The 13,327-nt window shown below is 34.9% G+C and carries 13 protein-coding genes; 3 read left to right on the top strand and 10 right to left on the bottom strand.

The window, feature by feature from the left end:
- Position 1 precedes the first annotated feature (1 nt).
- Entirely contained in the window at positions 2–214 is a 213-nt protein-coding gene (locus B3P23_RS06375; protein ID WP_293925126.1) for a hypothetical protein, read from the bottom strand.
- Positions 215–458: 244 nt separating this feature from the next.
- Here B3P23_RS06375 and B3P23_RS06370 point away from each other — a divergent pair, with 244 nt between their 5' ends.
- A complete protein-coding gene (locus B3P23_RS06370; protein ID WP_293925125.1) occupies positions 459–920 on the top strand; it encodes a PA2169 family four-helix-bundle protein in 462 nt (153 codons plus the stop codon).
- Between the two features lie 206 nt (positions 921–1,126).
- On the opposite strand, the gene B3P23_RS06365 is transcribed toward B3P23_RS06370, so the two are convergent.
- Positions 1,127–1,396 (bottom strand): hypothetical protein, encoded by a 270-nt coding sequence (locus tag B3P23_RS06365; protein ID WP_045754895.1) that lies wholly within the window; start codon positions 1,394–1,396, stop codon positions 1,127–1,129.
- 139 nt (positions 1,397–1,535) lie between these two features.
- Complete coding sequence (gene surE, locus B3P23_RS06360) at positions 1,536–2,264, bottom strand: 5'/3'-nucleotidase SurE (RefSeq protein WP_248753395.1); 729 nt, start codon at positions 2,262–2,264, stop codon at positions 1,536–1,538.
- Between the two features lie 84 nt (positions 2,265–2,348).
- On the opposite strand from surE, the gene B3P23_RS06355 reads away from it, so the two are divergent.
- Entirely contained in the window at positions 2,349–3,257 is a 909-nt protein-coding gene (locus B3P23_RS06355) for a diacylglycerol/lipid kinase family protein (RefSeq protein WP_293925124.1), read from the top strand.
- A gap of 278 nt (positions 3,258–3,535) precedes the next feature.
- On the opposite strand, the gene B3P23_RS06350 is transcribed toward B3P23_RS06355, so the two are convergent.
- From B3P23_RS06350 to B3P23_RS06320, 7 genes are all read right to left on the bottom strand, one after another.
- The gene (locus B3P23_RS06350; protein WP_045754892.1) at positions 3,536–4,060 is read right to left on the bottom strand and encodes a ferritin-like domain-containing protein; all 525 of its coding nucleotides are present in this window, start codon (positions 4,058–4,060) and stop codon (positions 3,536–3,538) included.
- A 278-nt stretch (positions 4,061–4,338) separates the two neighbouring features.
- Positions 4,339–4,719, bottom strand: a complete 381-nt coding sequence (locus B3P23_RS06345; protein ID WP_045754891.1) for a response regulator — start codon at positions 4,717–4,719, stop codon at positions 4,339–4,341.
- Between the two features lie 69 nt (positions 4,720–4,788).
- Positions 4,789–5,358, bottom strand: coding sequence for a chemotaxis protein CheB (locus tag B3P23_RS06340; RefSeq protein WP_293925123.1), 570 nt, complete (start codon positions 5,356–5,358; stop codon positions 4,789–4,791).
- A gap of 19 nt (positions 5,359–5,377) precedes the next feature.
- A complete protein-coding gene (locus B3P23_RS06335) occupies positions 5,378–6,202 on the bottom strand; it encodes a CheR family methyltransferase (RefSeq protein ID WP_045754889.1) in 825 nt (274 codons plus the stop codon).
- The gene (locus B3P23_RS06330) at positions 6,203–6,574 is read right to left on the bottom strand and encodes a response regulator (RefSeq protein WP_293925122.1); all 372 of its coding nucleotides are present in this window, start codon (positions 6,572–6,574) and stop codon (positions 6,203–6,205) included.
- Between the two features lie 17 nt (positions 6,575–6,591).
- Positions 6,592–10,188 (bottom strand): response regulator, encoded by a 3,597-nt coding sequence (locus B3P23_RS06325; protein WP_293925121.1) that lies wholly within the window; start codon positions 10,186–10,188, stop codon positions 6,592–6,594.
- A gap of 6 nt (positions 10,189–10,194) precedes the next feature.
- Positions 10,195–11,661, bottom strand: coding sequence for a hybrid sensor histidine kinase/response regulator (locus B3P23_RS06320; RefSeq protein ID WP_045754886.1), 1,467 nt, complete (start codon positions 11,659–11,661; stop codon positions 10,195–10,197).
- Positions 11,662–12,104: 443 nt separating this feature from the next.
- Between B3P23_RS06320 and B3P23_RS06315 the strand changes: the two genes are divergently transcribed.
- Entirely contained in the window at positions 12,105–13,307 is a 1,203-nt protein-coding gene (locus tag B3P23_RS06315; RefSeq protein ID WP_293925120.1) for a glycosyltransferase family 4 protein, read from the top strand.
- Positions 13,308–13,327 lie beyond the last annotated feature (20 nt).

The raw sequence follows: 13,327 nt of genomic DNA, 5'->3' as shown, positions 1-13,327 counted from the left end.
GCTATTTATGCTTAGGCTTTACATGCTCACGTGGAAATGTATCTGGCTCTGGCATATCATTTAGCTGCTTTATTTGCGCATCGACTCCAGCTTCGCCATCACCTTCTTGCTTTTTATCTCTTTTATCAACTACTGACGTAATCGTTTTCTTTTTTATAGGTTGTTGATCTTGATTGACAATACCTACTTTTTCATTTTCATTTTTTGTTGCCATCTTTGTTAATTTAGCGTTACTGACTATATAACATGGTACTAAGTCAAAAGTTTGCATTTAAAAAGCTACAACAAATACGTTAAATGATAGAAAGAATACTTGTTTACATTTAAAAGCAACAGCCAAAAAAACTCATATACAGACTGTTATTAAACGATAAACAATGCTGTAACAAAAACCTTTATATACGTCGAGTTGTTAATAAATAGTAATTAGGTTATTAACAGATAAATAGGCAAAAATTATGTATACCAGTGAAACTACTGCAGAAATTATCAGTGATTTGATTCAGATCAACAATGATAGAATAGATGGCTATACACGTGCTTTAGAAAACTTGAAAACTGATAGCGACCAGGATTTAAGAACACTATTTGAAGATTATATTCAGCAAACCAATCAATTCAATAGTGAATTGCTTCCTTTCGCAGTTATTGATGGCGAAGGATCGGGACAGCGAATGCATATTTCTGGAAAATTACATCGCTTTTGGTTAGAACTTAAAGCTTCGCTATCTGGTCATGATCGTAAGAGTATCCTCGAGGAATGTGAACGCGGTGAAGACGCAAGTAAAAAGGCATATGAAAAAGCAATTCAGGAATCACCCGACCTTCCTATACATATCGTAAGTATAATCCGAAATCATGCACAAAGACAAAAAGCAGCTCATGATCATGTCCGCAATTTAAGGGATGCTGCTCAATGATAGCTAATAAAAAGTACGGATGAATTATACAAAATCAACTTTGTATATCATTTAAATCAGATCATTCGTATACGCTTAGAAAAATAAGTATTTAATAATGGTCAATACTTCCTTAAACAGATAATAGTCTTGACTGGATTTTAACTCGTATATTAACTAAATACGCAATAGTACTCCTGTCTAATACTTGAATAATTTAAATTTGGCTAACGATTCAATGGCTGATTAATACTATCAGCTGATTTGCTTCGTTCTAAATTGTCAAGTGGAATACCGGTTTTGACATCTTTTTTCCCTGAAGCAGAATCTCCTGTTTTACTTCTATGGAGATTATCCAATGGAACTCCGGGATTTGATTTTTGCTGTTTTGCAGTATCCTGATTATGCTGTAAAGCTGAATTGGAATTTTTATTTTCACCACAAGCAGTGATGAAGAATAAAAGCGAAAGTAAAAATATAGTTCTCAGATTCTTCATTTTCAAATTATATTTAAATAGACATCAAATTTTTAAAGTGAATATGTATCCACTATCATCATAGATATAAAATAGACAAAAATAGTTAGGATCGCACATATACATAACGGATCATGAAATCGAATATTAATATCACTAACTAGACTTCGCTCAACTTTTTAGAAAGCACAGCTTCATCTGTAAGGTCGAGTCTTAATGGTGTTATAGAAACCAAATTATTTTCAATTGCCCAACGATCTGTTCCTTCATCAGCAGGTTCTAACGGTGTAACCGTAAACCAATAATGCTTACGTCCTAAAGGATCTGTGCCTGGTATAATCGTTCCATCATACAAACGAACAGATTGTCTGGTCCACATCATGTCAGTAGGTTGAGGTGGAAAATTAACATTATATAAAGCCAATTCCTTATCTTTTAGTAACAATTCTAAGGTCTGTTCAACATAAGGTTCAAGTGCCTCGAAGTCAGGCTCTGTATTGCCAACTGGTGTACTGAGTGCTATACCCTTAATACCAAATAAAACAGCTTGCTTAGCAGCGGCTAAAGTGCCCGAATGCCACATTGAATTGCCTAAATTAGGTCCCATGTTAATCCCTGATAATACCACATCCACATCATTCCATAGATGGGTTCCCATCGCAACACAATCTGCTGGTGTACCATTGACCCGATATGCTTCAACATCAGGAAACTCGATTGGTGATTTTTTATAACTCAAAGGTCGAGAATGTGTAACCGCATGTCCCATCGAGGACTGTTCCACATCGGGTGCGACCAATTTTACTTGTCCAAATTTTCTAGCAACTTTGGCAAGTGATGCAATGCCTGGACTGTAAATACCATCGTCATTTGTAATTAAAATTCTCATAATGTGTATCGTTACTGCAAATAAATCTTATTTATATAACAACAAATAGTCTTGGGAAATGTTGTTATATATATAAATTAATGTATGAAACAAGCTATTTTACTGCATAATCCCGGCGCGGGAGATGAAGATCATTTGAAGTCTGATTTAGTAGAATGTATCGAGAATGAAGGATATACTTGTGTGTATTTTTCAGTTAAAAAAGGTGATAGCTGGGTTCATCAGCTAGATCAAACGGATTTTGCGATAGTTGCTGGCGGGGATGGCACTGTAAGGGGCGTTGTGAAAGAGCTGATGAAAAGAACTGCACTTGATAAAAAAATACCCATCACCATTCTCCCGATGGGAACGGCCAATAATCTATCAATTGCTCTAGGTATCGACAGTAATTTAAATCATGCAAAGCATATCGAAAGCTGGAAAAATAGTAAGCGACAACGATTTGATGTTGGTGTAATTAAAAATGCAGATAAAACAGATTTTTTTCTTGAAGGTGCAGGGTATGGCGTGTTTCCGCATTTAATTAAAAAAATGATTGGCGTGGATAAAAGTAAAGTGAAAAATTCAAAAGATGAATTAAAACTGGCACTTGAGGTGCTACATGAGATCATATTATCGGCTAAATCTGAAAAATATTGGATAAAAGCAGATGATCGAATATACGAAGGAAATTGTATCTTATTGGAAGTCATGAATATTCAATCGATAGGTCCCAATCTGATATTGTCACCAGAAGCAGCAACAGACGATGGTATGTTTAATGTGGTATATGTCGATGAAGATCAACGAGCAGATTTTGCGGAGTATATCAAAAAAAGAATTGATCAACAGGATGTTGCATTTAACTATAAATCATTTGAAGCCAAGGAACTGACTATTGATTGCGATAGTGCGTACATGCATATCGATGATGAACTTATACTTCCATTGAAAAATATTGCTGTATATGAAGTGAGAGAAAATGTACTGGAATTTTTAGTTCCCAAAATTTAAATACTACTTGGTCTCCTTTCATCCATCATTGAATTGATCAAAGTGACATCGTAAATTAAAAGTGGATTATCGTAAGCATAACGTATAGTAAATCGTATAATTTCATTAATTATGCATACATGCAAAAAGATTCCTAAGGGATAATAGAGCATATACATATACATATACATATACATATACTACAGAAAAGCGAAAGCATTAAGCTACTAGTAATATAAAAACAGCTGTCATCTTATAAATGATGACAGCTGTTTTCGCTTCTTGTATGATTATGTAAATTAAGCTGACTGCCCCAAGTTTGACTCGCTCATAGCAATCTCTGTTAATAATACATCAGTATCTTTTTCTTCTGCTAAAGTAGCAGCTAAAAGCTCTTCGGCCTCTTTGTGCTCCATCAATTTAGCATACGTGACCAAACAACCATAAGTTGCGATTTCGTAATGCTCGACTTTTTGTGCAGCAGCGATCAGAGCAGCGTCTAATACTTCAGGACTATCTTGAAACTCTTCTAAAATTTCCTCAGCTTCATTTAGCAAACCTTCCATCGCTTTACATTTCTTACCTCTAGCGGTCAAGTCGATACTCGAAAACACAGACTTCAATCGCTCAATATGCCCTTCAGTTTGCTCATAATGGCTTTTAAATGCTTGCTTAAGCTGCTCTCCATGTGCTGCATCGGCCAATTTTTTTAGGCCCTTTAACAATTGTCTTTCAGCTCCAAGTACATCTTTCAATTCGTCTACAAATAATTCGTGGAGATGTGCGTTAGGCATATTACCTTTTTTACTTTTTACTGTTGCCATAATATGTAAGTTTTAATGTTATTATCTACACACTAATAACGCCCTCGTAACTTATTAGTTTTCACACATAATTTACAACAGGTACAAATACAACAAATTACGTACATAGCGCTATGAACAAGTACATTTACAGCAAGTTTAAAAAAATCTAATATTTGTAAATTGCAGTCATATGAAAGGATTATATCATGAAAGGTATAATTCACAAATATTAAATAAAAAAGGATTCTGTATACACAAAATCCTTTTTTACTATTATGATGTTTAATTATTACAATTTAGACCCTATCCTTTGAATCCATTAGCATCGTATTTACGGCACTTTCCAAATCATCCAAATTAAATGGTTTTTCAAGATAGCTATCCGCTCCAGCCTCTTCAGCTAAAAGATGAATATCATTATTTGCAGATACATAAATAACTGGTATATGTTTAAATTCAGGGTGTTGCTTCACCAACTGAGTTGCTTTTATACCACCAATTTCAGGAATCCAATTATCCATTAAAATAACATCTGGTCTAATTTCAGTTACTTTTTCAATAATGTCGTGCGATGTCTCAGAAGTAGCTACTGTATACCCATAGTTCTCTAAAATAATGGTGCATACCTCCAAGATATTTACATCATCATCAAAGAGCAGTATAGTTTTATCTTTCATAGTAAATCAATGTATAGGGAATATTAACAAGGCGCTAATATAATAATTTGTCCTGTAAAAGGACAAAGATTAAATACGTAATCTATTGATATAAGTCGCAATTTCAATTGGCTTTAAAATGATGTCAACAGCGACATGCAAAGTAGCTTGTAAAGGCATATAATCAACATCTGCGGTCGAGGGGTCTTGGACCGCTACAGTGCCTTGATAGCTTTTAATTTCTTTCAATCCATTTACTCCATCCGAGTTTGCGCCAGACAACAGCAAAGCAACAGCACATTCCTGAAAGACTTCAGCAGCAGAACGAAATGTAATATCAATAGATGGTCGTGAAAAATTAAGTTTCTCAGAAAAATCTAACGATACTAATGACTTATTTTCAAAAAGCATATGATAATTTGGTGGTACAATATAGATACATCCCGGTAACATGGTCATCTTATCTTCGATTTCTATGACGTCTAATTTTGTGTTATGTGCCAAGAGCTTATTTAATACCGAATCGGATGAAGCCTTGCGATGCATAATGATAACAATGGGAAACGGAAGGCCTTGATCTAGGAGAGGTAAAACTACGAGAAGTACTTTGAGACTTCCGGCCGACCCTCCGATAACCACTATATTTGTCCTTTTTACCATTGCTAAGTATATCTTAAGATTATCGGATTTTTTTCCAAATGCGTTCGTCACCAATTTGCTTATACTGTTTTTCTAATTTTGAAAAACGAATAGTTTCTTTAGATCCTAGAGCTAAATACCCCAATGCATCAAGACTTATATCAAACAGGTTAAAAACACTATTTTGCAATTCTTTATCAAAGTAAATCAGTACATTTCTACAGAGAATAAGTTGAAAAGCATTAAACGAACTATCGGAAACCAAATTATGAGTCGAAAATATCATTTTCTCTTTCAAATCATGGTGAAATTTGACAGAATCATAATTGGCCGTATAATATTTAGAAAAATCTTCTATTCCTCCAGATAATCTATAATTCTCTGAGTATAATTGCATTTGACTAATCGGAAAAATCCCACTACTCGCACGCTCCAATACGCCAGGGTTAATATCCGTTGCATAAATCAATGATTTATGATATAAATTAGCTTCTTTGAGAAGAATAGCGACAGAATATGCCTCTTCTCCTGTAGAACAACCAGCGACCCATATTCGAATAAAGGGATAAGTACCTAACCGGGGGAAAACCTCATCCCGCAACGCTTTATAAAAATTTGGATCACGAAACATTTCTGTCACATTGACTGTTATTTCTTCAACAAAACGTTGTAGATATTCGGGGTGATTCATGACCCGATATCGAAGTTCTGCAAAGCTACTAAACTTATCAATTAAACAGATTCGATTCAATCGACGCTTTAATGAAGCCTTACTATACTGCGTAAAATCGTAGCCATAGCGATCGGCGACATCGGTCAAGAGAAGTTCAATATCGTCATTTTTTATAATATTCGGTTCCCACATTTAACAGTTTTGTTCAATTATGCTTATTAATCTATCTAAGTTAATCGGCTTAGGGACATATTCACGGGCACCTGCTTCAATACACTTTTCGCGATCGCCCTGCATCGCCTGAGCAGTAACAGCAATCACTGGAATATCACCATAAATTTGAGATGATTTGATTGCCTGTATAGCTTCATAGCCGTCCATATCTGGCATCATCATATCCATCAAAACGATTTCAATATCCCTATTGGAGTCCAGTAGAGCAATTCCTTCCTTTGCACTATTACAGGAAAGTGATTGATATCCTCTCGACTTTAACGCCAATCGCAGCGCAAAAATATTGCGATTGTCATCATCAATAATCAATACTAACTTAACTTTTTTCATCACACTGTTTTATGCTCTTAATTTTCATATAACCATACTCGCAGTAAAGAGAGCAGTTGGTCTGTGTCAACTGGTTTAGAAATATAATCTGAAGCTCCTGCAACAATACATTTTTCACGATCACCCGTCATTGCTTTTGCAGTGACAGCCATAATGGGCAATTTGGTATATTGAGGATGTTTTCGGATCAGTCTGATGGTTTCATATCCATCCATTTCAGGCATCATCATATCCATAAGCACAATGGATACATCAGGATGATTATCTAACTGTAATAATGCCTCTTTTCCATTTGTTGCAGAAATAACATTCATTTGATATTTCTCTAAAGCCTTTGATAGTGAAAATATATTTCGCACATCATCGTCAGCAATCAACACTTTCTTACCTGTTAGCACCTCGCTTAGAGATCCCAGTTTATTTGCTTTCCTTTTCTGTTGATCTGTCGTATTTTCTTCCACTAAATGCAAGAAAAGTCCAACTTCATCTAAAATCCGCTGATACGAATGAGCTGTTTTTATAACGATTGAATCAGCGTATTGTTTTATTTTCACTTCCTCCGCATGAGAGAGATTCTTTCCTGTAAAAATAATAATAGGTAAGTTTTCCAATCCTTCATTATTCTTGATTGCTTCAAGAGTTTCGTAACCAATCTTATCGGGTACACCCATATCTAAAATCACACAATTGACCGAATCAGAACTCAATGCTTGAACGCTATCGTCAACATTTGTTTTAATTTCCGCTGCAATATTAAAATTGCTCAAGAAATAAGAAAGCGCTGAAGCATGTTTTGGATTTTCCTCAACAATCAGTACCTTTCTTGGATAACGTGTTAAGGCATCTTCTATCTTCTTAAACATCAATCCGATCTGCTCGATAGCAACAGGTTTATTTATAAAATCAATCGCTCCTTTCAGCAAGCTTTCTTTCTTCACGCGAAGTGAAGACATAATATGAACGGGTATATGTCGTGTCTGTGGATTACTTTTTATCTCATCCATAACTTCCCAGCCATCTTTAATCGGTAGCTGAATGTCCAATAAAATAGCCAAGGGAAGATAACGAGCTGCAAAATCAGCTGCAATATCCCCACGTACGACTACGATACCTTTATATTGCTGCTGACGTGTATATTTTAATAAAGCTTTTGCAAAAGCGGTATCATCTTCAACGATTAAGATCACTTTATCGCCTTTTACAATATTATCGCGATCGTCGTCAACTTCTTCTGGAATATTATAGACAATGTTAGGCGCAACAGATTCCGAAACGATAGTAGTCATCTCATTAATGTCTGAGGCGATAATATCAATCAATTCCTCTGAAGTAGGCTTTATTGTTTCTGAAATTTTTCTTTTAGGAAGAATTAATGTAAAAACGCTTCCTTCTCCTTCCTTACTTTTTAATGAAATCTTTCCTCCTAATAAGCGAGCAATTTCTCTACTGATAGAAAGCCCCAGTCCTGTTCCTCCAAATTTTCTACGCGTGGAACCATCCGCTTGCTGAAAAGCTTCAAATATAATTTTTTGCTTTTCTTCTGCAATTCCAATCCCAGTATCTTTAACTTCAAAAAGTAACTGGTCGCCATGTTCTTTATCTTCAGATATGGTTAGTGTAATACTTCCTTCATGTGTAAACTTAATTGCATTAGAAAGTAAATTTCTCAAGATCTGATCAAGTCTTAAACGATCAGTCTCAATCATATCTGGAATACCAGATTCAGTTTTAATATTAAATGCGAGTGATTTATCTTTTACTACAGGCAAAAATAAATTTTGCAGATCATGGATTACTTCATCCAACTTTACATCTTGATAATCAAGTTCCATTTTTCCAGATTCAATCTTAGATAGATCTAAAATTTCATCAATAAGATTGAGTAAACTTGTTCCAGAGCTTTGAATAACTTTAGCTGACTCGATTTGATCCTCATTGAGATTACCATCAGTATCCTCGGACATGAGGCGTGATAAAAGCAAAATCGAATTTAGAGGCGTTCGAAGCTCGTGGGACATATTAGCCAAGAATTCAGATTTGTACTTTGTACTCAGGGCTAATTCTTCGGCTTTATGCTGTATCTCTAAATTACGCTCTGCAATGAGGTAATTTTTTTCTTCTAAAGATTTAGATCGCTCTTCCAATTCCTGATTAGATTGTACGAGTTCCTCTTGTTGTACTCGAAGTTCTTCCTCCGAAGATTGCAGTTTATGTGTCTGTGCTTCAAGCTCGGTATTTAGATTCTCTAATTCCGCATGTTGTGCCTGCAATTCTTCTGTTTGTGTTTGTGTTTCCTCCAATAGCTGTTGCACTTGATCCCGGCTTTTAGCTGCCGATATAGCTATTCCGATATTACGAGTTGCATCAATAAAAAATGGTAACTTCACATTTTCAAAAGCATCGATCGAGCCGAGTTCTATAACACCAATACACGTGAAATCAACAAATACAGGCAATAAAAGAATGTAATTAATTTGAACTTGTCCATTTGCAAAACTTACGACATAATCTTTATCTTGAAGATTTGCAAATCGCTTCACTTTACCTTCTTTAAAGACTTGTCCAATCATTCCTTCACCGATATTAAACGATTTTACCATCCTATTTTCAAGACCATAAGCATCTTTAAGTACGATCCGGTCCTGCTCTAATAAATAAAAAGCACCATTGGTAACATTTCCGTAACGAATGAGCTGATGAAGAGCGTCTGCTACTAATATTTCTTCTGTCTTATTTCCAACAAGAATTTCATTTAATTGCGCCAAACCAGTTTGTCGCCATTCATTATTATTCAAGTCATCAAATGATTTTTGCAAAGCATTGGCCATCTGATTCAAAGAGCCTCCTAGGCTTCCCAAATCATCTTCCTCCTCATCATTGACATGAACACTGTAATCTCCACTTGCTATTTGATTCGCAATTCGCTGTGTTGCTTTAAGTCTTCGACTGATTTCCTCATCTTTTTCCCGTAAAGACTTCTGCAAACCTTCTCTTTTTATAAAATCTTCACGTATACGAAGGTAGAATACAACGGTAATCAACAAAGAAACAATAGCGGCAATAACGACAAAAATGGATGTATATAGCGATGATTTATTAAGTTCATTGGATCTCTTATCTAAAAAACCTTCTTCGACACTGATAAAACGAGCGATTATATTTCGGCAGCTATCCATATAATGCTTACCTTCCTCTAGCTGTGCTAGGGTCACCTGCTTACCTTCTCTTTTGACTTCAATTAAATTAGTTAAGATTCCTAATCGAGATTTCACTAAATAAGTAAGACTATCAGCCACTTGACTTTGTAGAAGATTATCACTGACCAGTTGTTGAGTACGATCCAATGATTTTGGCAAGGTTTGTAGACTAATGAGATAAGGCTCTAAAAAAGTTTCTTTTCCAGATAAAAGAAATCCTCTTTGTCCAGTCTCTGCATTCTGCAAATCATTTAGAATTTTATTTGCTGAAGCAATTACCCGACGACTATGATCTACTTTCGTACGGTTGCTGATTTGTTCTTTAATACTGATATAGGAAGCTGTAGAACTTGCCAATAGTAAAAGCAAGGAAAATCCAAAGCCAATCTGTAAATTTCTTAAAAATGGTTTAGGCATTTAATACTAATTTAGAGGTAATGTAAAATAAAAAGTGGATCCTTGTCCCAACTCACTCTGGATACCCACTGTACCATTATGCTGTTTGATAATTTCTGAACAGATGTAGAGACCGATTCCTAGTCCTTGGAATCGAACTGAAGACTCCTCCACCCTATAAAATTTACCAAATATGTTTTTCTGTTTATGTTCTGGAATTCCGATTCCAAAATCGGTTACACTAACTTTGACTTGATGATCATTCTTTTCTGTATGAACGATTATACGATCTGTATTAGGTGCATATTTGATTGCATTTGTTAAATAATTGATCAATACCTGTTCAATGCGAATTTCGTCGCCCAAAAATGCATCAGCTATACGGTCTCCTTGTCTTTCAATTACCATCGTATTATTATCATGAGTTTGATAAATGATATCAATAGCATTGGACAATAGATTTTCAAAATCAAAATTTTTCTTTGTGATCTTTAATTTTCCATTCTCAATTTTAGAAATATCGAGCAGATCTGTGATAAGTGCATTTAATTTACTTACTTGACTCTGTACCCGATGAATATACTTTCCTGCAGGATCGTCGACTGTAGTATTAAGCGTCCTTTCCAACAATTGTGCGTAAGCCTTAATACTGGTCAGTGGAGTTTTCAATTCATGGCTGGCGATGCTCAAAAATTCATCTTTCTTCTTTTCCATCTGCTTTTGATCGTCGATATCCGTGAAAGTACCGACCCATTTAAGCTGATTATTTTTCTCTTTAATTGGAATGATACGTAAAAGATGAAACCTAAACACTTCAGACTTCAACTCTTTGATACGAACTTCAAGTTCCATGGGTACCTCAGCATGTATAGCGTCGGCCCAGACTGTACGTATATCCAGATCATCAGTATGGGTAGCAGGTAGCATGTTGGCATCAGCATATGATAGCCATTTACTATTTACAAATTCGATATCACCCGATCCATTAGCGGTAAAGGCCAACTGCGGAAGAGATTCTAAAGTAGAATATAAATTATCAACCTGCTCTTTTAATTCCTGTTGTACTTTTTTTCTTTCTTCGATTTCAGATCTAAGTACTTGTTGAATCTCATTTAAGGCTAACGTTTGTTCATACAAACGCGAGAATGTTTTCACCTTTAGCATTAAAATGTCTGGGTCGATAGGTTTAGTTACATAATCTATTCCGCCGGAGGCATACCCTTTTGTGATAAATTTTTTGTCCTTATTGACAGCAGATAAGAAAATAATTGGAACATCCTTTGTTTTATTAAAACCCGACAGCGTTTCTGCAACTTCAAATCCATCAATCCCGGGCATCTGAACGTCAAGTATTATCAAAGCATAATCATTTTTTAATACTTTTTTAAGCGCTTCCTCTCCAGAAAGTGCTGTATCTACCATAAAATTTTGGGATTCCAGTAATTTTTTCAGTGAATAAATATTCGCTTCTTGGTCGTCAACAATTAAAATCATAGCAGTTTAGTTCATATACCTATGCAAACAACAGCAGCTCCAACATAGGTATTCGAATGATAAAGTTTAAAAATAGCATTTTATTTTTTAATAATAAAAGTATATTAAAAAGTAAGCATGATAGATACAAAGATCTTACTTAATCGAACAGGACAAATCAGTCTGAATACATCTTAAAAATATCTTTCAGCGTACAATTGTATCGTATTACAGTAAATAATAATTATAAAAGCACTTTTTTAGTGGATAAAAACTTGTCTGAGGAAATTTATACTTGCTCGAAAAGAATTAATGCCTGTTTTTATCATTTACAAACATGTTGATGGAACTAATCAAGGTGACATTTGTTCTTAAGTTAAAGGTTTGATTTTGCGCACTTGTAATAAGTAAAATTATATCATCAGTAATATCAAAACCTAATAGACTAAAAATATTTTATATATATGAAAATAGCTATCATTGGAACTTACCCACCTAGGCAGTGCGGTATCGCTACATTTACACATGATCTTTACCAATCGTTATTACACTCTTCAACTCAGGATCATCGTATATTTGCGGTGTCCGATGGATCAGAATATGTATTTCCTGAAGAGGTAGAATTTATTATCGATAAGGAAGATTTAAGCAGCTACTTTGAAGCAGCACAGATCATCAATGAAAAGTTCGATGCTTGTATTATCCAGCATGAATATGGCATATTTGGAGGAGATACAGGAAAATATATCATTGATTTACTTAAAAATATTAAAGTACCGGTAGTAACAAACTTGCACACGGTACTTGAGCAACCAAATCAATTTGAATATCGAATTATTCGAGAATTAGCGCAATATAGCAGTAAAGTGACAGTCATGACGCAACGTGCCATTGATATGTTGGAAAAAATATATGAAATTAATAAACAATCTATTGCTTTAATACCGCATGGTGTCCCTCAATTTGAATGTGACCAACAAATAGCAAAGAGAAAACTTGGCTTTCAAAATAAAAAAGTAATGTTAAGTTTTGGATTTTTGGGAAGAAGCAAAGGTTTCGAAACAGCGATAAAAGCTGTTGCAAATATTGAGAATGATGATTTTGTATACATCATATTAGGTTCTACCCATCCTAATGTTTTACGGACAGAGGGTGATGTGTATCGAGACGATCTAATGGAAATGGTTATGAATCTCAATATAGGTCACAAAGTACAATTCATTAACCAATTTGCATCTGAAAAATTATTAAAAGAATATTTGAGTGCTTGCGATGTATATGTGACCCCATATCCCAATGAACATCAAATCAGTAGTGGCACCCTATCATTTGCAGTTGGCGCAGGTACAGCATGTATTTCTACCCCTTATTGGTATGCCAAGGATCTGCTAGCTGAAGATAGAGGGATACTATTCCCTTTCAATGATGCCAATGCGCTCTCAATGATAGTCAATGACTTGTTGGACAATCCGACTAAAATGCGATATTATCGAAATAATGCTGCTAATTATGGACAGCAGATGTCATGGGAAAATGTGGGAAAACGTCAATTAGCATTACTGAAAGAGGTAAATATTGAACAGACAACAACTATAAGTTTGAAAAATACAGTGAATGACAAGGTACTAACTCCTATATTTCAAACAAATAACAGATTATCTTCATAAAGAAATATCGCATCTTACAT

This window comes from Sphingobacterium sp. UBA6320 (assembly GCF_002440335.1).
GTDB lineage: Bacteria > Bacteroidota > Bacteroidia > Sphingobacteriales > Sphingobacteriaceae > Sphingobacterium.
This window is presented reverse-complemented; position numbering and strand designations above follow the sequence as displayed.

Coding starts and splice junctions, on each gene's coding strand:
- B3P23_RS06375 (WP_293925126.1), bottom strand. CDS start 214: ATGGCAACAAAAAATGAAAATGAAAAAGTAGGTATTGTCAATCAAGAT.
- B3P23_RS06370 (WP_293925125.1), top strand. CDS start 459: ATGTATACCAGTGAAACTACTGCAGAAATTATCAGTGATTTGATTCAG.
- B3P23_RS06365 (WP_045754895.1), bottom strand. CDS start 1,396: ATGAAGAATCTGAGAACTATATTTTTACTTTCGCTTTTATTCTTCATC.
- surE (WP_248753395.1), bottom strand. CDS start 2,264: ATGAGAATTTTAATTACAAATGACGATGGTATTTACAGTCCAGGCATT.
- B3P23_RS06355 (WP_293925124.1), top strand. CDS start 2,349: ATGAAACAAGCTATTTTACTGCATAATCCCGGCGCGGGAGATGAAGAT.
- B3P23_RS06350 (WP_045754892.1), bottom strand. CDS start 4,060: ATGGCAACAGTAAAAAGTAAAAAAGGTAATATGCCTAACGCACATCTC.
- B3P23_RS06345 (WP_045754891.1), bottom strand. CDS start 4,719: ATGAAAGATAAAACTATACTGCTCTTTGATGATGATGTAAATATCTTG.
- B3P23_RS06340 (WP_293925123.1), bottom strand. CDS start 5,358: ATGGTAAAAAGGACAAATATAGTGGTTATCGGAGGGTCGGCCGGAAGT.
- B3P23_RS06335 (WP_045754889.1), bottom strand. CDS start 6,202: ATGTGGGAACCGAATATTATAAAAAATGACGATATTGAACTTCTCTTG.
- B3P23_RS06330 (WP_293925122.1), bottom strand. CDS start 6,574: ATGAAAAAAGTTAAGTTAGTATTGATTATTGATGATGACAATCGCAAT.
- B3P23_RS06325 (WP_293925121.1), bottom strand. CDS start 10,188: ATGCCTAAACCATTTTTAAGAAATTTACAGATTGGCTTTGGATTTTCC.
- B3P23_RS06320 (WP_045754886.1), bottom strand. CDS start 11,661: ATGATTTTAATTGTTGACGACCAAGAAGCGAATATTTATTCACTGAAA.
- B3P23_RS06315 (WP_293925120.1), top strand. CDS start 12,105: ATGAAAATAGCTATCATTGGAACTTACCCACCTAGGCAGTGCGGTATC.